14 protein-coding genes are annotated in these 23572 nt (G+C 70.6%); 7 read left to right on the top strand and 7 right to left on the bottom strand.

The features are described from left to right. Positions 1-6: 6 nt before the first annotated feature. The 4 genes from EOD73_RS14930 to EOD73_RS14915 all read left to right on the top strand — a co-directional run bounded on the left by EOD73_RS14930 (position 7) and on the right by EOD73_RS14915 (position 3758). Positions 7-639, top strand: a complete 633-nt coding sequence (locus EOD73_RS14930; RefSeq protein ID WP_127683819.1) for a hypothetical protein — start codon at positions 7-9, stop codon at positions 637-639. Between the two features lie 76 nt (positions 640-715). Further along, positions 716-1837 (top strand): META domain-containing protein, encoded by a 1122-nt coding sequence (locus EOD73_RS14925; protein WP_127683818.1) that lies wholly within the window; start codon positions 716-718, stop codon positions 1835-1837. Positions 1838-1885: 48 nt separating this feature from the next. Beyond that, positions 1886-2173 (top strand): GlsB/YeaQ/YmgE family stress response membrane protein, encoded by a 288-nt coding sequence (locus EOD73_RS14920; RefSeq protein ID WP_240660731.1) that lies wholly within the window; start codon positions 1886-1888, stop codon positions 2171-2173. 34 nt (positions 2174-2207) lie between these two features. After that, positions 2208-3758 (top strand): alpha/beta hydrolase, encoded by a 1551-nt coding sequence (locus EOD73_RS14915; protein WP_127683817.1) that lies wholly within the window; start codon positions 2208-2210, stop codon positions 3756-3758. A 13-nt stretch (positions 3759-3771) separates the two neighbouring features. On the opposite strand, the gene EOD73_RS14910 is transcribed toward EOD73_RS14915, so the two are convergent. Both EOD73_RS14910 and EOD73_RS14905 read right to left on the bottom strand, forming a co-directional pair. Further along, a complete protein-coding gene (locus EOD73_RS14910) occupies positions 3772-6987 on the bottom strand; it encodes a hypothetical protein (RefSeq protein ID WP_127683816.1) in 3216 nt (1071 codons plus the stop codon). Positions 6988-7066: 79 nt separating this feature from the next. Beyond that, positions 7067-12208 (bottom strand): PKD domain-containing protein, encoded by a 5142-nt coding sequence (locus EOD73_RS14905; RefSeq protein WP_127683815.1) that lies wholly within the window; start codon positions 12206-12208, stop codon positions 7067-7069. Positions 12209-12357: 149 nt separating this feature from the next. On the opposite strand from EOD73_RS14905, the gene EOD73_RS14900 reads away from it, so the two are divergent. Then, positions 12358-12969 carry a porin family protein gene (locus EOD73_RS14900; RefSeq protein ID WP_127683814.1) on the top strand — a complete coding sequence of 204 codons (612 nt, stop codon included), beginning with the start codon at positions 12358-12360 and terminating at the stop codon, positions 12967-12969. A 147-nt stretch (positions 12970-13116) separates the two neighbouring features. After that, a complete protein-coding gene (locus EOD73_RS14895) occupies positions 13117-14370 on the top strand; it encodes a DUF6596 domain-containing protein (RefSeq protein ID WP_127683813.1) in 1254 nt (417 codons plus the stop codon). A gap of 42 nt (positions 14371-14412) precedes the next feature. On the opposite strand, the gene EOD73_RS14890 is transcribed toward EOD73_RS14895, so the two are convergent. From EOD73_RS14890 to EOD73_RS14870, 5 genes are all read right to left on the bottom strand, one after another. Then, positions 14413-14997, bottom strand: a complete 585-nt coding sequence (locus tag EOD73_RS14890; protein WP_164846093.1) for a TonB family protein — start codon at positions 14995-14997, stop codon at positions 14413-14415. A 231-nt stretch (positions 14998-15228) separates the two neighbouring features. Then, entirely contained in the window at positions 15229-16881 is a 1653-nt protein-coding gene (locus EOD73_RS14885; protein WP_164846092.1) for a serine hydrolase domain-containing protein, read from the bottom strand. A 134-nt stretch (positions 16882-17015) separates the two neighbouring features. Then, entirely contained in the window at positions 17016-17252 is a 237-nt protein-coding gene (locus EOD73_RS14880) for a hypothetical protein (RefSeq protein WP_127683810.1), read from the bottom strand. 276 nt (positions 17253-17528) lie between these two features. Beyond that, entirely contained in the window at positions 17529-18803 is a 1275-nt protein-coding gene (locus tag EOD73_RS14875; protein ID WP_127683809.1) for a S1C family serine protease, read from the bottom strand. A 288-nt stretch (positions 18804-19091) separates the two neighbouring features. Further along, complete coding sequence (locus EOD73_RS14870; protein ID WP_127683808.1) at positions 19092-21359, bottom strand: TonB-dependent receptor plug domain-containing protein; 2268 nt, start codon at positions 21357-21359, stop codon at positions 19092-19094. A 223-nt stretch (positions 21360-21582) separates the two neighbouring features. On the opposite strand from EOD73_RS14870, the gene EOD73_RS14865 reads away from it, so the two are divergent. Continuing rightward, entirely contained in the window at positions 21583-23391 is a 1809-nt protein-coding gene (locus tag EOD73_RS14865) for an FAD-dependent oxidoreductase (RefSeq protein WP_127683807.1), read from the top strand. The last annotated feature ends 181 nt before the right edge of the window (positions 23392-23572 follow it).

The raw sequence follows: 23572 nt of genomic DNA, 5'->3' as shown, positions 1-23572 counted from the left end.
GTTCCCATGAAGCGTTCCCTGATCTTGGCCTTGACTGCCTTGTGCCTCGGCTCGGCGCAAGCCGCTGTTCCCCTGTTTGCCGCCAAGTGTGGCGCCAGCCTGAACGTGGACACCAACCCCAAGGGGCAGGTGTACATGAACGGCAAGGTGGCCAAGCTGATCAAGCGACCCGACGGCCAAATCTCTGCCAATTCGGCCGGTGCCTGGGTGGACATCACGCCCAATGGCGGGCAAGAACCGCGCGTGACCTACACCGCCAGGGACAAATCCGTCGGCACCTGCGAGATCCTGTCCTTCAAGGCCCCGGACAGCGCCCTCAACACGTCGGCTGCGCGCGCCGGCCAAGGCCAGAGCGATGCGCGCACCATCGTCAACTGCAAGATGCAGCCACAAGGCCCCATGCAGCAGTGCAACGCCAGCGTCACGCGTGAAGGCAACGGCTCGGCGACGGTCATGGTCACTCGGCCCGACGGCCGCACGCGCGCCATCTTCTTCGACAAAGGTCGCCCCTTGAGCGCCGACCTCAGCCAGGCCGACGGCAGCATGCACTTCAAGGGCAGCAAGCGCGGCGACATGTTCCACATCGAAGCCGGCAACGAGCGCTACGAGTTTCCGGAAGCGGTGGTCTTCGGCGGCTGAGGGCTGCATCGCCAACAGGCCCACGCGTCACGATCCGTGCGCGTGGGCTTTTTTTTATTCACCCGAGAGGTATTCCATGAAGCTCTGGATCGGCGCTCTGGGCGCGCTAGCACTCAGCAGCACGGCCGCCCTGGCCGATGCATCGATGTTCGATGGCACGCGCTGGCACTTGCTGTCCATCCAGTCCATGGACGACGCCCAGGGCACCACACGCATCGACGACCCCAACCGCTTCACCTTGCACTTCCAGCCCGACGGGCAGGCGGTGTTCCGCTTGGATTGCAACCGGGGCCAAGCCCAATACGAGAGCAGCCCCGCCGCTGACAAAAACAGCGGCCAGATGCGGTTCGGCCCTGTGGCCGCCACGCGTGCGCTGTGCGCGCCCCCGCACCTGGATGAGCGCGTGGCCCGCGACCTCGGCGCCGTGCGCTCTTACTTGCTGAAAGACGGCCGTCTTTACCTGACGTTGATGGCCGACGGCGGTATCTACGAGTGGGCACCCACCCTGCTGGCGGGTACCGCCATGGACCTCAGCCGCCGCCATCGTTCCATCGAATTTGCCAAAGGGCGCAGCGAAGCCACGGTGCGCGATCGCATCCAGGGCTACGAGTACGTGGACCACACGCTGCGCGCGCAGGCCGGACAGCGCCTTCGCGTCAGCCTGCAGGCCGGCGCCTCCAGTGCCACTTTCAATCTGCTGCCGCCGGGGTCGATCAGTGCGGCCATGGCCATCGGTGAGCGCAGCGGCAACCGCTACGACGGCTTGCTGCCCGATGATGGGCTCTACACCGTGCGCGTGGTTCAACCGCGTGCGGCCGGCCGTCGCGGTGAAATCAGCCGCTACACGCTGAAGGTGGCCGTCAGCGGCGCGCCGCTCAAACCCCGGCCGGCCACGGCCGACGCCGTGATGCCAGGCACCCGCTTTCATGCCAGCACCACCGTGGCCTGCGAGCCTCCGTTCACCCAGACCCGCCAATGTGAGGCGCTGGTGGTACGCCGTGGCTTCGACGGCAGCGCCACGGTGCTGCTGCGTTGGGACGACGGGAGCCAGCGCCGCATCCTTTTTGTCCGGGGCGAGGCCGTCGCCTCCGATGCCCTATCGCCCCTGAAGTCCGTGCGCGAGGCCGAGGGCTGGCGCATCGAGTTCGACCAGGGCGAGCGCTACAACGTGCCCGAGGCCCTGGTGCGCGGTGGCTGAGGCCCCGCCGGTGCAACGGTTTCTTCCCCACTGAAACGGAGAGATGACATGGAACAAAGTCCTGTGTTGGGGGCCGCCGTGGGCGGCGTGATGGGCATGGTGCTGGTGACCCTGCTCGGCCTGGTGGTCGGCGTGGTCGCCAAGCTGCTCATGCCGGGCAAAGACCCCGGTGGCTGGATCGTCACTGCCTTGCTCGGCATCGCCGGTTCGTGGATCGGCTCCTGGCTGATGGGTGCGCTGGGCCTGAGCGGGCAGCTGATGGCCTTCGCCGCTGCCGTGGCCGGCCCCATGATCCTGCTGGCGGTCTACCGCCTCATCAAAGGCAAGTCGACCTGAGCCTGCACGGGCCAGCATTTCGGAGACGCACCCGATGACCCCTCGTTCGTTCATCGCATCGACCCTGCTCGCCTTGGGTGCGGCCTGGGGCTTCAGCGCGGTGGCGGCACCGCGCATCGAGTCGGTGGCCCCCTGCTTCATCACGCCGCCCGCCACCCCCAAGGTGGACTTGCGCGCCGACTGCGGCTACGTCGTCGTGCCCGAGAACCGCGCCGCCCCCACGGGGCGGCAGGTCAAGCTCGGCTACCTGCGTCTGCGCGCACGCCAGCCCGGCAGCGAGCCGCCGCTCTTCATGCTTTCGGGCGGCCCCGGCGGCTCGCTGATCACGCCGGCCCTGTTCAGCCTCTTCCAGCCGCACCTGCTCGGCCCGGTGCTCGATCGTCGCGACGTGGTGGTCCTCGACCAACGCGGCACGCAGCACACCGTGCCCCATCTGCAATGCCCGGAGTTCCACGGCCTGGCCTGGGCCGCCTACCAGCAAGGGCTGCCTGCCCCGGCCCGCGCGGCCGTGGAGCGCCGCAAGCTCGACGCCTGTGTGGCCGGCTGGCGTGCGCAGGGCATCGACCTCGCGCAGTACAACAGCGTGGCATTGGCCGCCGATGTGAACGACGCCCGCGCCGCCCTGGGCTACGAACGCCTTTTTTATTACGGCGCCTCCTACGGCTCGCAGCTCGGCCAGCACCTGATGCGCGACTTCCCCGGCATCTTGGCCGGCGTGGTGCTCGACGGCACCAGCGCCCTGTCGCGCAAGAGCTGGGTGGAGGACCGCGCCATCGACCTCGAGTTCTCGCTGCGCCAGCTCGACCGCCTGTGCCGCGACGACCCCAAATGTGCCGCGGCCTACGACGTGCCGGCCCTGCTGCAGCGCGGCCTGGCGCTGTTCGACGCCGGGCCCATCGAGGCTGCGTTCGTCGACCCGAAGGCGCCCGACCAGCGCTACCCGCTGACCGTGACCGCGCTCGACTTCGCCAACCTCGTCTACGAGAAGGTCGGCTACAAGATCGGCGTCTTCAGCCTGCCCTTCTTCCTCGACTACCTGGCCCAAGGCGGGCGCGAGAGCATGGGCCAAGGTCTGGCGCAGTGGCGCGGCGAAAAGCTGCTGGCCGCCCGCCAGCCGGCTGAGGGCGCGCTTGCCACAGCCATGTACATGGCTGTGGTCTGCTCCGACGACCCGGTGCGCTCGCCCGACGAAGTCATTCGCGAAGGTGCCGGCCCGCTGCCGCTGCTGTTTGCCGACGCGGTGGCCCGCGAGCTGATCGGCATGTGCGAGGCCGTGGCCGTGCCCAGCCTGCCCGACACCACCGACCGCAACGTGGCCAGCGCCCTGCCCACCCTGGTGCTCAGCGGCCGGCTCGACGCGCAGACGCCCACCTTCCGCAGCGAAGAGGTGGTGCGCACCTTGCCCAAGGCGCAGCTCGCCGTCTTCCCCGACGGCACCCATGTGCAAGTGGGCGCCATCAACGCCTGTGCCATGGGCCTCATCGTGCAGTTCCTCAACGCCCCCGCTCAGCCGGTGGACACGGCCTGCCTGCGCGCCCACACCCTGCCCGGCTTCATCCTGCCTAATAGCACACTGAGTCGCTGAGCGGCTGAGGCCTTCAGCGCACGGCGCAGCCCGGCCCGGGCGCCAGCACGCCGGCAGGCCGGTCGAGGCTCTCCTGCCAGTCGCCGCTGTGGGTCGCCCGCCAGCCCCATTGCGCCGCCCAGCGCATCAAGGCCGCGCGGGCCGCAGCCGGCTGCTGCAAGGGCAGCCAGCCCATGGGCAGGCAGTGCACCGCGCCATTGGCCAGGCCCAGCGCCAGCGCTTGACCGTTGGCCGAGGCCGCCAGCGCCTGCACGCGCCCGCCGCCCAGCGGCACGCGCCAGAGCGATGCCGCGCCGACCTCGCTCAGCGGCCAGGGCCAGAGCCGCAGCAGGCCATCGTCGGCGCCCACGGCCAGCCAGCCTGAGCCGGCGCCAGCATCGGCCAGCGCCACCGACCACAGGCGCCCGCCGCCATCGTTGATGCCGACCCGCAGCTGGCCGCTGTCGGCCGCCCACACGCTCAGTCGTCCGTCAAAACCCACGCTGATCAACTGCCGGCCGCTGGGGTCGAAGGCCAGCCCGGTAACGGGCGCGGCGCTGGCGGCCCAGCTGCTCTGCATCTGGCCATCGCTGAGGCGCCAGATGCGCACCGTGCCGTCTTCGTCCGCGCTGGCCAGTTGCGTTCCGGCGCGGTCAAAGGCCAGGGCCAGCACGCGGGCCGAGCCGCCCTCCAGGCGGTGGGCCAGGCGCAGCGCGCCGGCATCAGCGGCGGCCATCGGGCCGCGCTGCCACAGCCACACGCTGCCCTGGTTGTTGGCCTGCGCCAGCCAGCGGCCGTCGGCGCTGCCGCGCAGGGCCCACACCTGCCCCTGTCCGGCCAGAGGGGTGTCGGCAGCCACCGCGCCGGGCGCCAGCGTGCGGGTCAGCGCGCCCGTCTCCGGGTTCCAGGCACGCACGCGGCCATCGGGCAGGCCGGCCCACAGCTCGCGACCCTCGGCGCTCCAGGCCGTGGCCGCCACCAGACCGGGCTGCGGCAACTCGGCGCTGAAGCCCGGGCCGCGCAGGCGCAGGCGTTGGTCGTCGCCGCCGCTGGCCAGGCGCTCGCCCCGGGCATCCAGGGCCACGCTGAACACGGCCTCGTCGTGCTGCAGCAGGGCCTGGGCAGGGCCCAGGCGGCGCAGGCCCTGCCAGCGGCGCAGGCGGCCGTCGTCCGAGCCCGTCAGCCAATCGCCGTCCGTGCCGTCCGCGCCAGCCTGGGCCAGGGCCAGCACGCGGGCCGGGCCGTCGCGCCAGCGGCCGGCCTCCTGGCCGCGCTCCCAATCCCAGGCGCGCAGGCTGCCGTCGGCCTGCGCCACCCACAGCGCCGCGCCGCCTTCGGCAAAGGCCAGGGCCTGCACGCGCTGGCCGGGCTCGCCCAGGCCGGCGAGCAGGCGGCCGTCGCGGGGGTCGAACACGCGCAGCACGCCGTCGTCGGCGGCAGCGGCCAGGCGCTGGCCGTCGTCGCTCAGGGCGAGCGCTGCCAGCGGGCTGCGGCGGGCGCCGGTGGCCGGGCCGCGCCAATGCTCGGCCAGGGTGCCCGGGCTGCGGGCATGCAGGTCGAACACCACGGCCTGCCCATCGTGCGTGCCCACGGCCAGCCAGCGCCCGCCGCCGGCCGCTGCCCAGCGGGCGCGGGGGGTGGCCACACGGGCCAGCGCCTGCGGCGGCGCGTCGCCACCGCGCCAGCGGTGCAGGGCGCCGGCCTCGTCGCCGGCCAGGGCCTCGCGGTCGCCGTCGGCAAAGGCCAGCCAGCGCACGGCAGCCTGGGTTTTCATTTCGTGCAGCAGGCCGGGCTCAGCGCCGGCGGCCAGGGCCCACCAGCGCACGCGGCCCTCGGCGTCGCCGGTGAGCAGCTGGGTGCCGGCGGCGTTCAGGGCCACGGCGGTGGCGCCAGCGGCGTGCGGCAGCAGCGCGCGTTCCTCGCCCTGCGTCCAGTTCCACAGGCGCACGCTGCCATCCAGCGAGGCGCTGGCCGCCAGATTCGCCTGCGCGGCCACGGCGACGGCGGTCACGCGCATGCGGTGGCCGGGGGGTGCGGGCAAGGGGGTGGCGTTGCTCTCAGCCCAAGCCCACTGGCGCAGGCCGCCCTCGGCAGTGCCGGCCAGCAGCAGGCCGCGGGCGGGCTCGTGCAGCAGGGCCTGGGTGCGCGCACCCTCGCGGCCCAGCTCGGCCACCAGCGGCAGGCGCGGCAGGTCGGCGCGCAGGGCGAAGAGGCGCACGGCGCCGTCGTCGGTGCCGGTGGCGAGGTGCTGCGCGCCCACAAAGGCCAGCGAAACGATGCGCGCGAAGTGGCCGCCGGTGAGGCTGCGCTGCACGGGCAGGCCGTCGGCACCCCGCGGAGCGCGCAGGTCGAAGACGCGCAGCGCGCCGTCGTCCGAGCCCACGGCTAGCGTGTCGCCAGCCGTGTCGAAGGCCAGGGCGTAGCTGCTGCGGCCCTCACTGGCCAGGGTCAGCGGCGCACGGCCCTCGTCGGCCAGGGCCTCCCACAGGCGCAGGCCGGCACCGTCTTCGGCGGCGGCCAGCGCGTCGCCGCGCGGCGACCAGGCCAGGGCGTGCACGCGGCCCGGGCCGGGGGGCAGGGTGCGTGTCAGGCGGCCTTGCGCGGCATCCCACAGGCGCAGCGGTTCGGTGGCGGCGTCGCCGGCGGCGCTGGCCAGTCGGCCCTCGGGCCCGAAGGCGAGCGCGCGCACGCGGGCGGTGTGGGCGGGCCAGTGGCGGTGCAGGCGCGGGGCCTCGCCCACCGCGCCGGGCAAGGCCCACAGCGCCAGGCGGCCGCGCGTGCTGCCGGCGGCCAGCCAGCGGCCGTCGGCCGACAGCGCGGCGGCGCTGGGCTCGCCGAAGTCGGCGTTCAGGCCCGGCAGGGCGTGATGCTGGCCCCGGGCGGGTTCGCTCAGGTGCAGCTGCGCGCCGGCCAGCTCCAGACGCCAGCGCCCATCGGCCGAGGCGGCCAGCACGGTGACCGGCCCGCCGCGCCAGCCCGAGGGCGAGCGCCAGCGCAGGGCAAAAGCCTGCGCCACGATGGGCTGGCGCAGCAGCGCGCTCAGCAGCTCGGGCGTGGTGGCCCCGTGCTGCGCGGCCTGCAGTGCGTGCAGCAGGCCCTGCTGCGCACGCGCGGCGTCGCCCTGGGCCTGCGCCTCGGCCAGGGCGGCGCGGGCGCGGGCTTCGTGCAGGGCGGCGTCGGCCGGCGGCTGGGCGTGGGCGCTGCCCAGCATCAGCAAGGTGACGGTCAGGAGCAGCTGGGCAGAGCGCATGGCAGAAGCGGCAGAGGCCGAAAACAAGGCCGCCGCCCGAAGGCGGCGGCGAAGGCGCAGGCCGGCGGCCCGTGCCCGGTCAGGGCTTCCAGAGCGTGGTGTCGGGCGGCAGCGCGTTCTGGTTGCAACGGTCGCCGTAGCAGGCGAGGTGGCACACGAGGTCGTCGCGGAAGGTGCTGGAGTCGTAGCGGAAGCAGGCCACCTTGTCCGAGCTTTCGATGTACCAGAGCTGGCGCGCGGTCGGCTCGTCCACGCAGCGCTTGTACAGACTGGGCGACTGGCCAGCGGGCTGGAAGATGTCGTTCATGCAATAGGGCTTGCTGTTCGGGCAGGTGACCTCGGTGCGCCGGATGATCTCCAGGCGGGTGCACGCGCGCTTGGCGTCGCCTTCGTAGTCGCCGCAGGTGTAGCAGACCGAGCCCAGCAGCGGGCTCTTCACCATGAGGTTGGCACTGGCCTTGGCCAGGCGCACCAGCGGGCTGCCGTCGGGCCAGGTGCCGCGCTCCACCACCGTGACTTCCAGCTTCAGCACCTTGGTGTTGGCCGCGGTGGTCTTGTCGGCCGGCGGGGCGACGAAGGGCAGCGGGTCCAGCAGCACGCCGGCGGGGTCGCCACCGGTGGCGGCCAGGGCGCGCGGGTTGGCGTCGGGGCAGGTGGCCGAGGTGGCGGCGGCGGTGGCCGGGTCGGTGGCGTCGCGGTCGGGCAGCTTCTCCGGGCAGGTCAGGCGCCAGTTGATGAACTCCAGCGTGTTGGTGGGCACCGCCTTGCCGCTGGCATTGGCATGCGCCGACAGGCTCTTCTGGAAGCTCTCGACCTCTTGCGCCGTGGTGTAGGAATCCCACCGGTAGTAGGCGACGCTGATGCTGGCGGCCAGCGCCGGCGGCGGGTTGGGCTTGACGGCGTCGGGGATGGGCGTGGGCGTGGGCTCGGCGGCCCCGGCAGCGGCCCCGGCCGGGTTGGGCGTGGTGACGCTGGCCTTGGACTGCACCTCCTGCTCGTTGCCCACGGCATCGGTGATGGTGATGGTGGCGGTGGTGGTCACCGTCTGGCCGGGGGGCGGGGCGGGCGGCGTGAAGCTCCAGCAGCCGGCTTCGCCCGGGCAGGGGGTGAGCCCGGCCACCACGTTGCCGTTGCTGTCGACCACGCTCTTGAGCGTGTAGCGGTAGGGCGGCTGGCCACCGAAGGGCGCCGGCGAGTGCAGGGTGACCACGCTGCCCGGCGCCACTTCCACGGTCTGCACAAAGGCCGAGGACTCGGTGCCGCCGACGTTGTAGAGCGTGTAGCCGATGGGCACGCGCACCGTTTGCGTGCCGTCGCTCACCTCGGCCAAGAAGGCCAGCTGCACCTTCGCCAGGGTGATGCCGGCGGGCGGGTCGAAGCTGGGGTGGCTGGTGTTGGTGTCGCGCAGCGCGATGGCCGCGGGCGGCACGGCGCTGGACGGGCTGGCACCGACGTAGGTCCAGGTGTAGGTGTACTGGCCGCTGCCGCCGCTGGGGCAGGCGCCGAGCACCACGCCCTTGAGGTTGGCATCGGCACCGCGGCTGCCGCAATTGGCCACTTCGAACTTCTGCGGCGGCGGGGTGTTGGACTGGGCCACGGGCACCGCCACGGTGATCTTGCCCGGCGGGTTGACGAGGCTGACGTGCACCGTCTCCACCGTGGGCACGCCGCGGCTGTCGGTGCCGGTGAACTTGACCTCGGCGCTGTCGCTGGTGGCGCTGATGGCGTTGACCTTGACGCGCACGCGGGTGCCGCCCGAAGGGCTGGCCACGGGGCCGGCCAGGATGTCGAGGTGCACGCCGCTGATCTGCTGGAACTGCGCATTGGGCAGGCCGGTGAAGAGGTCGGCCTCCTCGCCCACCAGCACCACGCGCGGCGGGGCGGCGACGGTGCGGATGGGGACGAGCTGCGCGGGCAGGCTGGCGTCGGGCACGCAGACCTTGGTCGGGTCGGGTTGCACCTGCACCTGGGTCTGGGCCAGGGTGCTGCGGCCGGCGGCGTCGCTGAGGGCGGCGACGAGGGTCACGGTCTGCGCCTGGCACACGGCCGGCGCGGTGGCGGTGACGACGGGCGTGTCGGTGCCGGTCAGCGCCAGCTGCACCGTGTTGCTGGCGGCACCGCTGGTCCAGGTCCAACGGTAGGGCGCCGTGCCGCCGGTGGCGGCCATGGCGATCTTGATGGACTGGCCGGCGTAGACGGTGCTGTCCGGCCCGGGCACGAGGCGCAGCGGCACGAGCACGTCGCGCACTGTCAGCACCAGGGTGTTGCTGGCGCTGGCACCGGCGGTGTCGTTCACCGTGACGCGGAAGGTGACCTGCGTATCGGCCGCCACCTGCGGCGCGATCAGCCCGGGGTGGCTGGTGTTGGCGTCGGTGAGCGGGATCTGCACGGCAGCCGGCTTGCTGCTGACGAGCTGCCAGCTGTAGCTGTAGGCGTTGTTGCCGCCCGTGGCGCAGGCGCTGAGCGTGAAGGGGTTGCCCTCGTTGACGCTGTAGGCGGGCTGGCAGGCCTTGACGGCCAGCGGCGTGGGCGCCGGGGGCGGCACCGGCGGCACGCGCTGCGGCGGCAGCTGCGGCGGGGCGACGGTGGCCGGGCGCGTGAGGTTGACGACCTGCAGCATCTCGGCCGTTTGGCCGGCGCTGTTCTGGCCGCGCAGCACCACTTCGAGCGTGTCGCTTTCGGTGGTGATGGCGGGGGTGAGCACCGAGAAGGCGCTCTGCGAGGCGCTGGGGGCCACCAGGGTGGCCAGGGCGGCGACGGGGCCGCTGATCTGCGTGGCGGTGGCGCTGCGCAGCGGCACGGTGATCTGGACGGCCTGGCCCGCAACGGCGCTCAAGGGGGCGAGCACAAGGCGAGGGGCGGCCACTCCGGGGGCGCCGCTGGGCGCGGGCAGCACGGCGACATCGGCCTGCGCGGTGGCCGTGCGGTTGCCGGCGTCGGTGACGGTGAGCTTGTAGCTGGCGGTGACGGCGGCGCTGACGACCGAGGTGCTGAGCTTGAGCACGGCCGTGTCAGTGCCGCTGGCGGTGACGCCGGCGGGCGGCGTGCCGATGGGCTCCCAGCGGTAGCTGTAGGGCGCCTGGCCGCCGGCCACCTGCACGCTGGTGCTGACCGGGTTGCCGCCCACCACCTGGGCGGCGGGTGGCGCGGTCAGCGCCAGCGGGCGAATCGTGTCCTGCACCAGCAGGGTGACGGGCTTGTTGACGGTCTGTTTGCCGTCGCTGACGGTGACGGTGAAGCTCAGCAGGGTGTCGGCGCTGACGCTGGGGGTGGCCAACGTGGGGTGGCTGCTGCTGGTGTCGCTGAGGCTGACGCTGGCACCGGCCGGAATGCTGCCGTCGTACTTCCAGGCGTAGGTGTAGCTGCCACGCCCGCCGGTGGCGTTGACGCCTAGTGCCACACCGGCCTGGGCTTCGTTGGCGAGGGTGGCGCCGGTGACGGCCACGGCCAGCGCGGTGTCAGGGCTCAGCGCCGGGGCGGCGGGCGGCACGAGCACCGGGGCGGTGACGGGCGCGAGCGCCGGGTTGGCCTGCACGAGCACCGGGATGGCGTACTGCACCGGCTGGCCCTGGGCGTTGGTGCCGGAGATGGTGACCTCGGCCGTGCTGCCGCCGCTGCCGGCCTGGGTGGGCGTGAAGCTGGCGCTGGTGGTGCCAGTGCCGCCGCTGCCGGCGGGCTGGCCGGTGAGGCCGCCTTGCGCGCCGCCGGTTTGCGACACGCTGCCGCCGTTGACCGGGGCGCTGAGCAATACGGGCACACCGGCCGTGGCCTGCACCGGGGCAAGCACGATGCGCAGCGGCGGCACGGCCGGGGTGGGCGGCGCCACCAGCGGCGGCAGCGCGCGCGCGGTGCCAATGGCGGTGACGCGGTTGCCGTCGGCGTCGGTGATGGTGGCTTCAAAGCGCAGGTCGGCGGCGCTGCCCACGCTGGGCAAGGTGACGGCCAGGCGCGCTCCGTTGGTGCCGCTGACGGCTGCCGCAGCCGGGCCGCCCACTTGACGCCAGCTCCAGGTGAAAGGCGGCTTGCCGCCGTTCACCGGTACGGTGAGGTAGACCACGCTGCCGGCCACGCCCGGGCTGGCCGGGGCGGCGTTGGGCACGGGTTTTTGCTTGGCGCCGGGCTTCTTGGGGTCGGCGCCGGCCACGGAGAGGGGCTGGCCGCTGTTGCCGGTGGCGGGGGCCTGCAACTGCACGCTTTGCGTTTCGGTGGCGCGCTGGCCGGTGGCGGGGTCGGTGTGGGTGACCTGGAAGCTCAGCGTGGCCTTGCCGCCGTCGATGCTGGGCGGCGCGGTGAAGCTGGGGTTGGCGGTGTTGGCGTTCGTCAGCGTGACGCGCAGATTGGCCGGGATCTGGCCGCTGGCGTCCACCGGGCCGGTCTGCACCCACTGGTATTGCGTGCCGCCGGCGCCGATGGCGTGCAGGCTGACGAGTTGCCCCGGCTGCGCCTGGCGCAGCGGCGTGGCGCTGACGATGGGGCCGCCGCGCGGCCGCACGGTGACGGCGACCTTGGCCTTGGACTGGAAGCCGCGCGAATCGGCCACGCTGAGTTCGAAGTCCACCAGTTCATCGGCCTTGCCCGCGGGCACGGCCGGCGCGGTGAAGCGTGTCTCGCGGCCGGTGGGCGCGCTGAGGGTCACTTTGGTGCCGCCGAGCTGCTTCCACTCGTAGGCCGCCGTGCCTTGCACGCCGGTGGCCGAGCCCGCGAGCACCACGGTGTCGCCCGGGAAGACGGAGGCAGGCGGCAGAGCGATGCTGACGGTGGCCGTGGGTGCCGCCGAGAGCTTGGCTGCAGCGATGGGCGGCATGGCAGCCGCACTGGTGGGCAGGGCGCAACTGGCACCAGCAGCATCGGCGCAAGGCACAACGACGTAGCAAGCGGCCTGGTCGGTGGCGCTGGTGTCGATGAAACTGGTTCCCGTGGTGGTGCCCACCACGGTGCCAGTGCCGCTGGTGGCGCCGGCGCAGAGGTCTAGCGCCGTGCTGCCGCCTGGCACGGGATAGCGCCACACGGCATAGGCCGGCGCCGGTGCACTGGGGGTCCAACTCAGCGCGGCACCCTGCGCGCTGGGCGGCGTCACCTGGGCCTGGGGTGGCTGAAGGTTGGTGGTGCTGGGCAGCTTGAGGCCGTCGCTGCCGCTGGAATCGCTGCCTCCGCCGCACCCGGCCAAGGCCATCAAGAACGTCGTGGCAAACAGGGCGGTGCGTGGCGTGCGAATGGGCATGGCGGCTCTTGAATGGGGCTGTCGGTCGCCGAGGAGCCAGAAGCTCCTTCGGCAGTCGGAATGCTAGCGCTCACCGCGGTCTGCCCTTTAGCGCCAGGTCAACTCGCCTACCATTCGCCCCATTCATTCTTCGCCCTGGAGACCTGCCCATGCCCTCGCGCCGGACCCCCGCCCGTCTCCTGTTGACGGCCTTGTTGGCCTCTGCCGCCCTGGGTAGCGCGCAAGCGCAGGCCCCGGGGTGGGGGTATGCCCGCCTGGGCTTTGGCGCGGCTGAGACGCAGCTGGCTTGCCAAGGCGTAGCGCTGTGCGAGGACCGCGACCAGGGCCACCAATTGGCGGCCGCGCTGTGGGTGCCCGGCACCCTGGCTGGTGGGCGGCTGGCGGCCGAGTTGCGCCGCGTGGACTTCGGCAGCGCCCGGCTGGGCACACCCACGCTGACGGGGCGTTTTCGCACTCAGGCATGGATGCTCGGCGCGGCTTGGCATCGCCCGCTGGGTGATGGGGTGGTGCTGCATGCGGCGGCCGGCGCGGCGCAGGTGTCGACCCAGCTGCGCTTGCTGCCCGTGGGGCAGGCTGGCAGCAGCTTGCGGGACTCGCGGGTTCAGCCTTGGGCGGCCTTGGGCGTGGCGGCTCCGCTGGGCCATGGTTTTGCCCTGGGCTTCGAGGCCATGCTGAGCCGCACTCAATTTGCGCGGCCGGAGTTCGATGCCGGCAAGGCCGACTTGGGCAGCGTGCAGTTGACACTGTCAAAGGCCTTTTGAGCCGCATCGGGCGCAGGCGCCTCGCGCGCGCCGGCTCGCCCAGGATCGCGTGAGGTTTCCAACCCTCCACGTGCATCAACCCCAGAAATTCGTCATGCCGAACGGGCCCTGCCTGCTGCACAAGACCCCTGCGGCTCCGCTGAGGCGATGACCCCCGAGCTGGCTGCGCTGCTCACGCGCGAGCGCCGCCGCGCCGTGGCGCTGCTGGCGCGCCAGCTGGGCCTGGGCCACCTCGCCCTGGCCGAGGACGCGGTGCAAACCGCCACCCTGCGCGCGCTGGAGCGCTGGCCGCGCGAGGGCGTGCCCGAACGGCCCGCGGCCTGGCTGTACCGCGTGGCGCAGCGCCTGGCCATCGACGAGCTGCGCCACACCCGCCCGCACACCGCGCTGCCCGACGACGCCGAGCCCGAGGCCCTGGCCGCGCCGCCCGCCGACGAAGGCCGGCTGGCGGGCGAGCTGAACGACGACGAGCTGGCGCTGCTGTTCGCCGCCTGCCACCCCGCCCTGCCCCCGGCCACGCAGGTGGCGCTGGCGCTGCGCAGCCTGCTGGGCCTGGAGCTGGCGGCCATCGCCCCGCTGCTGTTCAGCACCGAGGCCGCGTTGGCCCAGCGCCTGGCCCGTGCGCGCGTCACCTTGGGCGGTCACACGCTGGCCGTGCCCGGCGGGGCCGAGCTGCCACCACGGCGCGAGGCCGTGCTCAGCACGCTGGCGCTGGTGTTCCACCACGGCCAGCTCGCCGCCGGCCGCCAAGGCGACGCGCCGCAAGGTGAGGACCCGCTGGCGCTGTGCTGGGAGGCCATCCGCCTGGCCCGCGCGCTGGCCGCGCACCCGGCCACGGCCGCCCCGGAGGCCGACGCCCTGGCCGCCCTGCTGCTGCTGCATGGCGCGCGGCTCACGGGCCGCATCGACGACGCCGGCGAGCTCGTGCCCCTGCACGGCCAACCGCGCGACCGCTGGGACGCGGGCCTGATCCGTCTAGGGCTCGTTCACCTGAAAGCCTCGCAGCGCGGCACGGCGCTCACCCGTTGGCACCTGCAAGCCGGCATCGCCGCCGAGCACGCCATGGCCCCGAGCCCCGAGGCCACGAACTGGCCGGCCATCGTTCGCTACTACGAGCTGCTGCTGGCCCACGACCCCAGCCATGCGCCGCGCCTGGGCCACGCCATCGCCCTGGCCGAAGCCGGCGAGCCCGCCGAGGCCGAGCGCGCGCTGCGCGCCCTGCTGCCCACCGTGCCCGAGGCCTTGCAGGCCCATGCCTGCGCGGCGCTGGCGCGGGCGCTGTCGCGTCAAGGGCGGGAAGAAGAAGCGGACGGGTGGTGGCAGCGCGCCATCGAGGCGGCGGGGCATCCGGCGGAGGCGCGGTTGTTGGCCAGGGTGCGGAGGAGCGCTGCGGGCGGCTGAAGCGGACCGAGTGCGTTGGGAGACAGCCGCCGATTCATCGCCCTAGCCCGGGCTCTTGTCCATGAGCTCTTTGAACTGCTCGAGAAACAAACGCTCAGGCGACGTGGCACATGCCTCAGCGATGTCTCGGGCCGCAGACTTCGATTTCTTGGCCAAGGCCACCAGTGGGCTCGGCCCGGTGCGCTGAAAGCCCCCCAGGACCATGGCGCCGATGGTCATCTTGATGACGCTCATGTCGCCGACCTGTTGCTCCGGAAACGTCGCGCGGTGGTAAGCCACGTCCACCCCAAACTCAGCGCAGGTTTTCTTGCTCAGGGTGCCCAGGGAGTCTCGAAGAAACTCCACCGGGACCACCACCTGGGTGGCGTTGGGGATGGCCGGCGAGCTGGCGCCCTCGGCCGGCGCCTTGACGGCGAACTGAAGCCGCGTCACCAGGGCCAGTCCCGCGTCATCGAGCGCTTGGGAACGCGAGCTGTTGAGCACCATCAAGTCGCTTGGTTTGCCATCCGCGCCCAGGGTAGCGCGGACTTCCACCAAACCTTGTACGCCCTTGCTGTGAAGCGCCTCGGGGTAGGACGGGTCGGCGGGTCTCAACGAGACGGTTCGCGTCCTGGCCAAGGGCTGCATGGCCGGCGCGCTGGCCGCAGGTGCCGGCACCGCAGGGGCCTCTTGAGCCCCCGCGGAGCTGCCCACCGCAAGCGCGAGCGTCGTGATGAAAAAGCAGGGGAGCTTCATGGTGGCGAAGGAGCAAAAAATAGAAACGGCCCTCCGTGGGCCGCTCTTCATTGTCGAGGGCGCGCACGGCCCCAGCGGCTGGGGCGGACCCTCAAGCCCCCACCTGGGTGGTGGGCGCCGGCGTCACAGGCGCGTCATCACCAGGTGCCGCAGGCGGTCGTTGGCCAGGCGCAGGGATGCGACGCGGCCTTGGGCGTCGCGCTGGATGTGCACCAAGCCCATGGGGCTGCGCAGCAGCTGGGCGTTGATGGGCTGCAGCGGCAGGCCGTCGTCCAGGCCCTTGCCCTTGAGCACGAGGGCCTCGCCCTCGCCGGCTTGCACCTGCCATTGGGCCGCCAGGCCGGCGTGCGCGTAGCGGCCGATGAGGGCCTGGCGCTGGGCGGCGGACAGGCGCCCAAGGGCCACGCGCTGGTAGCGAACGCGGGCGTCGTCGCGGGCGTTCACCAGCTCGAAAGACTGGCGGTCGTCCGCCCAGCGCAGGCGCGAGCCCTGGCGGGTGCGCAACTCGGTGGCGTCCAGCACCGTGAGCGGGGCCGGGCCGCCACCCTGGTTGATAGTCAGGGTGCCGGGGCTGCTGCCGGGGTCGATGCGGGCCAGGGCCACGCCGTCGCTGCGCAAATAGGCCCCGTGCAGGCGCTCCAGTTCGGCGGCGGGCACGGTGGGATTGGCGGGCAGCGGGTTCCGGGGGGTGGGGAACGCGCCGGCCAGCACCACGTCGGCCACCTTCTGCGCCAGGTCGGCGGTATCGGCGGCGGCGCGGTTGCAGGTCAGGGCGATGGCGGTGCGTTCGCTGGGGAAGCGCATCGTCATGGCGCGGTAGCCGGCCCACACGCCGCCGTGGTGCGTGCGTGTCAGGCCCCGGTAGGGGTCGGTCATCCAGCCCATGCCGTAGGTCGTGGTCTTGCCATTGGCCAGCACGCCGGGGGTGCGCATCCAGGTCAGCACCGGGGCGGGCACCACCTTGGGGTCCATCAGCTCGGCCTCCCACCGGGCGAGGTCGTCCACGCTGCTTTGCACCGCGCCGTCGCCGGCCTGGTTCCAGTTGGAAAAGCTGAGGGCCCAACCGCCTTGGCGGGGGGCGTAGGCGTTGGCGCGTTGCGCCACGACCTGGGTGTGGTCGGTGCGGATGTGGGTGGCCGCCATGCCCAGGGGCTGGAAGAGGCGGGCCTTCAGGAAGGCGTCGAGCTTTTGGCCACTGACCTTCTCGACCACCTGCCCCGCCAGGAAGTAGCCGGAGTTGCTGTACGAGAACTCGGTGCCCGGCGCGAAGTTGAGCGGCACGCCGGCGCGGATCACGCGCAGCGCGTCCTCGTCGCCGGTGACGTTCTCTTCGGCGTCGCCGGCCAGGACCATCATCAGCGGGTAGTCCGGCAGCCCCGCGGTGTGCTGCAGCATCTGCCGCAGGGTGATGGGCTGGGGCAGGCTCGCCGCCAACTCGGGCAGGTGCTGCTGGACCGTGTCGTCCAGGCGCAGCTGGCCGTCGTGCACCAGCCACAGCAGGGCCAGCGCGGTGAACTGCTTGGAGACCGAGCCGATGTCGAACACCGTGCGCGGCGTGATGGGCACGCCGAAGGACAGGTCCGCCAGGCCGTAGCCCTTGGCGTGCAGCAGTTGGCCGTCCCGCACCACGCCCACCGCGCAGCCGGGGGTGCTGGCGGTGTGCTGGGCGAAGACGGCGTCGATGGCGGCGGCATCGACCGCGGGCGGCGGCGCCGCCTGGAGGGCCAAGGGCAGCGACAGGGCCCCGATGGCCAGGGCAAGGGAGGTCGGGCGCAAGGAAGGCTCCAAGGTGCGGAATGGGCCCAGTGTGCCGCGCCCGCGGGGGCGCGACGCCGGTCATGCCGCCGCCTGGGTCCTTCCCACAACGCGGCCCCGACAGGGGCCTGGGTCAACTGACGAGCGGCGCGACCTCAGAAGCGCATTTCCGCCCGCAGCGTCCAGTTCAAGAAGGTCTTGTTCACGCTGTCGGTCGTGGTGATGAAGGCGGCGTTGCGAATCACGGTTTCGCTGAAGGCGTCCAGCGGGGCCAGGTTGCTCAGGCCCAGGCGCCAGGTGAGGTCGCGGGTCTGCGTCCACTGGGCGTAGGCGTCCCACACACGGCGCTTGCTGGTGCGCACCTGGGTGGTCTCGGTTTGCTGGATCAGCACCTCGGGGGTGAAGCTCCAGCTCTCGCCCAGGCCCTTAAGTTGGTTCAGACCTCAAATCCGAATTCACTCCTTAAACGGAAGTCAATTCATCTTGGAACCGGAATGTAGCCAGATGGGCTAGCGGTCGCAGCAACCCTAGAAAAGAAGAAGCCCTGAAGTCATTTGCACATCCAGGGCATGGGGCGCATCTTGGTCCGTCTTTAGCAAGGTACTCGAAGCGCTTGACGGAGCAGTGGCGTCTAAATGCCACTGCCAAGGGCGTAAATCGTTATGCCATTACCTGAACTTCAGGTTTAGAGCGCCAATTGCGTCGTCAATTGGCACAAAGAAATTCAAATTTTGACTAGCACTGCCAACCATCAAGCCTTGAACAGCTATGCCCACGACACGCCCATCAGTAGTGACCAGTGGTCCGCCAGAATTCCCAGGGTGAATTTGTACGTCACTTTGGAGGAATTTCAGTCCTCGTTCGTCACGGTACGCAGAAATGATTCCTCGGGTCACTGTGGTGTCCAAGCTCTCTCGCCGGGGTGTTCCAATGGCATAGACATCTGCGCCAATAGGAGGCTGGAGATTCAATGCCATTCCCACCGCAGGAAGATTTTGCTCGCGTAACCGGATTAGCGCTACATCTCGCCGACTACTAACGCGGACCACGTCACCCAGCGTTTCCCTGCCATTTGACAGCCTGACCGTCACGAACCTGGCTTCACGAACGACATGCTCGTTTGTCAAAACATATCCGTCTGCTGACACGATGAAGCCGCTCCCATGGCCACCGCCGGCGAAGATTGTTACTGTGGCTTTCCGGGCGACGTCAAGTGATGGTGACATCACGGACGGCGCCTTGATCTCTAAAGGAGGCATATTGTCCACTGCAGACGCTTCCGGACTACCAGATGTCGCAGTGCTACGCTTTACGAGCTGATGGAATTTCTCATCTGCCAACAGATTTTGAACCGCAGCCGCAAAAGCGTTGGTCAAACTCTTCTCAATGCCAAATGACGTCGCGCTATCCGATTGGAACGAACCTTCGGTTGTAGTTTCATAGATAACTTTTCGCTCCAACTGACCGTAAACCTGCCAATTGACCCGAACAAAGGCACCACCTTTGGAATCCTTGAAATTACCAAAGCCAGCCATCGGGTAGCAGACACTGATATCCAACTTATTAATCTGTCCAGCAACGAGGAGTTCAGCTTTCCAAGAAGAAGGGTCGTCGAACAATGCATTCGGATCACCCACAACAGGATAGTTGTATTTCTCGAGCTCTTCTCGGAAAGCCTCCGTAAACTCCTCGTCAGTTATATTGACTTTGCCACCCTTCCACTCAACTTTGCCCTGAGGAAGGCAGGCGATACCAACGTGGCTGCTGCCGATTTCCTCGCCCCTTCGTAGCTTGACCACCACTTTTTTGAATTGAATGGGTTTCGCATCTGCACCACGCGGGATTTCCCGGGCTTGTCGCACCTCCGCCTTTCTTACAGGTGCAGCACACCCCGCTAGCAGAGCAATGCCAACCAAAAAGGCAACAACCACACGCATATTCATTAATATCCTCCCTGAATCAATCTATTAAATGCTATTTACTTGAATTGCACAGCCCGATGGTTGATTTTTGTCATTTGTCAGCAACCACACTAGACCAGGCCTGATCGCCATCCTCGCGTCATGACGTTTTTGTGTCGACAGATCAATTCGAAGTCGACGCGAGCACCGCTTAACTGACCCCACTGCAAATAAAGTGACATATGACAAACGGCCTCACAGGCGCTCTTTATTTTGTCGGAGCGAGAAGGCAGTAGTGGGTGGTAATTTCCTGTACCGGCTGTGGGTGACTTAAAAGCGCATTTCCGCCCGCAGCGTCCAGTTCAAGAAGGTCTTGTTCACGCTGTCGGTCGTGGTGATGAAGGCGGCGTTGCGAATCACGGTTTCGCTGAAGGCGTCCAGCGGGGCCAGGTTGCTCAGGCCCAGGCGCCAGGTGAGGTCGCGGGTCTGCGTCCACTGGGCGTAGGCGTCCCACACGCGGCGCTTGCTGGTGCGCACCTGGGTGGTCTCGGTTTGCTGGATCAGCACCTCGGGGGTGAAGCTCCAGCTCGCCCCCAGGCTCACGCCGGTGCCGGGCACGCGGTAGTCGGCGCCCAGGTTGGCGGTGGCGCGGGGCTGGGCGTCGATGCGGTTGTTGGGGCCGGGAATGCCGTCCACGCTGCTGTCGAACACGCTGAGGTTGGCGCGCAGCTGCAAGGGCACGAGCTCTTTCGGCGCGTCGGCCCAGAACTCGTCCAGGCGGGCCTTGGCCTCCAGCTCGATGCCGACGGTTCTGGCGTCGCCCAGGTTGCGCGGGCGGTTGATGAAGCGCAGCACCTGCGCGCCGCTGAGGTCTTGCGCCAGCTCTTGCTGTTGCGTGGTGCGGATCAGGCCCTTGATTTGCCGTGCGAAGACGTTGGCCGACAGCAGGCCGCCCTTGGGGAGGTAGTGCTCGAAGGCCAGCTCCAGGCCGGTGGCCAGCTCGGGCTTGAGGTTGGGGTTGCCGGCGCGGTCCGGCGTGTCCTCGGTGTTGGGGCCCAAGGGCACTTCGGCGTTGATGACGCGGCGGGCCACCAGGTCGTTGAGGTTGGCGGCGCGGTAGCTGCGGGTGAGGCTCATGCGCACCTGGTCGCGACCCTTGGGGTCGGGCTTCCACAGCGCGTGCAGCAGGGGCGAGGCCACGCGGCTGGTGTTGTCCACCGATGGGGCGCCCGCGCCGGCCTCGCCGCGGTTGTTGATCTGCTCGTAGCGCAGGCCGGCGTACAGGCTCCAGTTGGGGTTGAGCTGCCACTCGTCCTGCGTGTAGGCGGCGAAGCGCAGCGATCGGGCGCTGAGGTTGTCGCCCAAATCGCCGCTGCTGCTGGTGCTTTGCCCGGTGACGGTGGTGACGCGGGTGTTGTCGCGCTGGCCCCATTCCAGCTCGGCGCCGCTGACCCAGTTGTGCTCCTTGGCGGTTTGCACCGTGGTCTTGGCGACGAGGTTGAGGTTGTCGTCGCGGTTCTTGGTTTGGTCGCGCTGGGTGCGCGGCAGGGTGCCGCCGCTTTCCACGCGGGTGCTGTCGCTGCTGAGCTCGGTGCGGCCGCCGTTGGCACGCAGCTCCAGGCGCGTTTCTTCGCTCAGGCGCTTGGTGTAGGTGCCGCCGAAGCGCAGCATGTTGAACTCGCCGTCGCTGTCGGTGCGGGCCAGGGCGTAGGGCTGGGCGGCGGCGCTGGCGTAGCGCGTGTCGCGCAGGGCCACGTCGCTTTCGGTGCCGCCCCGGGCCACCACGGCAAAGGGCATGAACATGAGCTGCTCGCCCTCGCCCAGGCGCCACAGCACGCGGGCGTTCAGGTTGAGGCTGGTGCGGCGCTCAAAGCTGTGGCCGTCCAGGTCGCGCTGGGTGGCGGGCAGCAGGCCGCTGACCGACTCGCGCGTGGTGCTGCTGTCCACGCCGTCGCGGCGGCGCTGGTGGTTGAGCACCGTGGTCAGCGAGTAGTTGATGGCCTCGCCCAGGTTGTCGTTGCGCGTCCAGGTGAGGTTGCCCTGCGGCTCGCCTTGCTCACCGCCCACCTGCGCGCGGAACTCGTGCAGCTTCTTGGCCAGGGGCTCGCGCAAGATGATGTTGATGGTGCCGGCCACGGCGCGCGCGCCGGTCTCGGCCGTGGGGGCGCGTTGGATCTCGATGCGTTCGATCTGGTCGGGCGAGATCTGGTCGATGGAGAAGCCGGGCGCCATGCGCTCGCCGTTGACCAAGATCTGCGTGAAGCCACCGCCCATGCCGCGCATGGCGATGCCGCCGCCGCGGCCCGGGCGGCCGGTGGGCGTGACGCCGGGCAGGCGGCGCATCAGGTCGGCCAGGTTGCCGTCGCCAAAGCGCAGCAGGTCCTCGCGGCCGATGACGATCTTGCTGGCCGTGCTGTTGCGGCGCACGGCGTTGTCGCTGGGCTGGCCGCTGACCTCGACCTTGTCCAACTGCTGCGGGGCGGCGGGGGCGGGGGCCGGCGTCGGAGCGGGGGCCGGTGGGTCGGCCGGGGGCGGCGTTTGGGCGACGGCGGCGCTGGCGGCCAGGGCCAGGGCGGAAAGCAAGGTCGGGCGGTTCATGCCGCCAGTGTCGGGGGGCGGGGCTAACCCTGACTTTGGCAAGGGCTGCCTTTGCATTGCTTTACCCAGCGTCATGCCCTGGGCGCCGGGCGCGATGGGTTTGAGCGCCGTCAAAGACCCCGCAAAGCCTTGGGTTTTCCACCTGCCCGGGGCCCTCTGGCGGGCGGAGACTGCCGCACGCCCCACCGGGGCACCGTCATTCAAGGCCGCAAGGAGACACCTGGTGCAGCCCACAAACACCCACGACCCGGCGTACCACCACCGGGTCGTCGATTGCCAATGGGCCTGCCCGGCCCACACGCCCGTGCCGGAGTACATCCGGCTCATCGCCCAAGGCCGCTACGACGAGGCCTACCTGGTGAACTGGGCCAGCAACGTCTTCCCCGGCATCTTGGGCCGCACCTGCGACCGCCCCTGCGAGCCTGCCTGCCGCCGCGGCCGCGTGGAAGCGGCCCAGGCGCAAAGGCCCGAACCGGTGGCCATCTGCCGCCTGAAGCGCGTGGCCGCCGACCTCAAGGGCGCCGACATCCACGCGCGCATGCCCAGCCCCATCGCCGCCGCCGCGCGCAACGGCCGCCGCGTGGCCTGCGTGGGCGCCGGCCCGGCCAGCCTGACCGTGGCGCGCGACCTGGCCGCCGCCGGCTATGAAGTGACCGTGTTCGACGCCGAGGCCAAGGCCGGCGGCTTCATGCGCAGCCAGGTGCCGCGCTTTCGGCTGCCGGAGGAAGTGATCGACGAGGAGGTCGACCACGTGCTGCGCCTGGGGGTGAGCTTCCGCAGCGGGCAGCGCATCGAGTCGATGAAGGCCCTGCTGAGCGAGGGCTGGGACGCCGTGTTCGTGGGCACCGGCGCGCCGCGCGGCCGCGACCTGGACTTGCCCGGCCGCTGGGACGCGAAAGCCCAAGTGCACATCGGCATCGACTGGTTGGCCTCGGTGAGCTTCGGCCACGTGACGACCGTCGGCCGCCGCGTGCTGGTGCTGGGGGGCGGCAACACCGCGATGGACTGCTGCCGCAGCGCCAAGCGCCTGGGCGCCGAGAGCGTGACGGTGACGGTGCGCTCCACCTACGAGGCCATGAAGGCCAGCCCCTGGGAGAAGGAAGACGCCGAGCACGAGGGCATCCCCATCCTGCCGCAGCACGCGCCGGTGGCCTTCTTGCTGGAGGGCGGCGTGCTCACGGGCATGCGCTTCGAGATCGTCGACTCGGTGACCGACGCGCAAGGCCGCCGCCAGCTCGTGCCCACGGGCCGCACCGTGGACCTGCCCTGCGACGAGGTGCTGCTGGCCGTGGGGCAGGAAAACGCCTTCCCCTGGATCGAGCGCGACGCGGGCATCGACTTCGGCCGCGACGGCCTGCCGGTGCTCGACCCCCTCACCCACCAAAGCAGCCTGCAGCGCGTGTTCTTCGGCGGCGACGCGGCCTTCGGCCCCAAGAACATCATCACGGCGGTGGCCCACGGGCACGAGGCGGCGGTGAGCATCGACCAGTTCCTGAACGGCCAGGACCTGCGCCAGCGCCCCGCGCCGCACGTGAACCTGGTGTCCCAAAAGATGGGCATCCACCAGTGGAGCTACGACAACGCCCCGAGCAACGACCTGCGCTTCAAGGTGCCCTGGGCCGAGGCCGAGAAGGCCCTGGCCAGCATCCGCGTGGAGGTGGAGCTGGGCTTCGACGCGAAGACGGCGTTCAAGGAAGCGCAGCGCTGCCTGAACTGCGACGTGCAAACGGTGTTCGCGCCCAAGTTGTGCATCGAGTGCGACGCCTGCACCGACATCTGCCCGACGGACTGCATCAGCTTCGTGGCCAACGGCGACGAGGCGGACCTGCGGTCCCGCTTGAACGCACCGTCGTTGAATCTGGACCAGGCGCTGTTGGTCAGCCCCGAGTTGAAGACCGGGCGGGTGATGGTCAAGGACGAGGACGTGTGCCTGCACTGCGGCCTGTGCGCCGAGCGCTGTCCGACGGGGGCGTGGGACATGCAGAAGTTTTTGCTGACGACGGCGAAGGTGGGGGTGGGGTGTCGGGGGTGAGCGGGTGGGCGCACCAGAGGTGCAGCCCGCAGGGCGCTTCGCCCCTGCACCCCGACCCCCTTTTGTCTTGCCAAAAGGGGGGAAAAGCGCCCGCCCCGGCAGCCTTCGCCCCCGCCGTTGGCGGGGGTGCCCTGTGCTGCTCGCCAAGCCCGGCCCGCCCGAAACTCCCTGCGCTCACTGC

The organism is Inhella crocodyli (genome assembly GCF_004004565.1).
Classification (GTDB): domain Bacteria; phylum Pseudomonadota; class Gammaproteobacteria; order Burkholderiales; family Burkholderiaceae_C; genus Inhella; species Inhella crocodyli.
The sequence above is the reverse complement of the archived record's forward strand: the minus strand, read 5'-3'. Positions and strand labels throughout refer to the sequence as shown.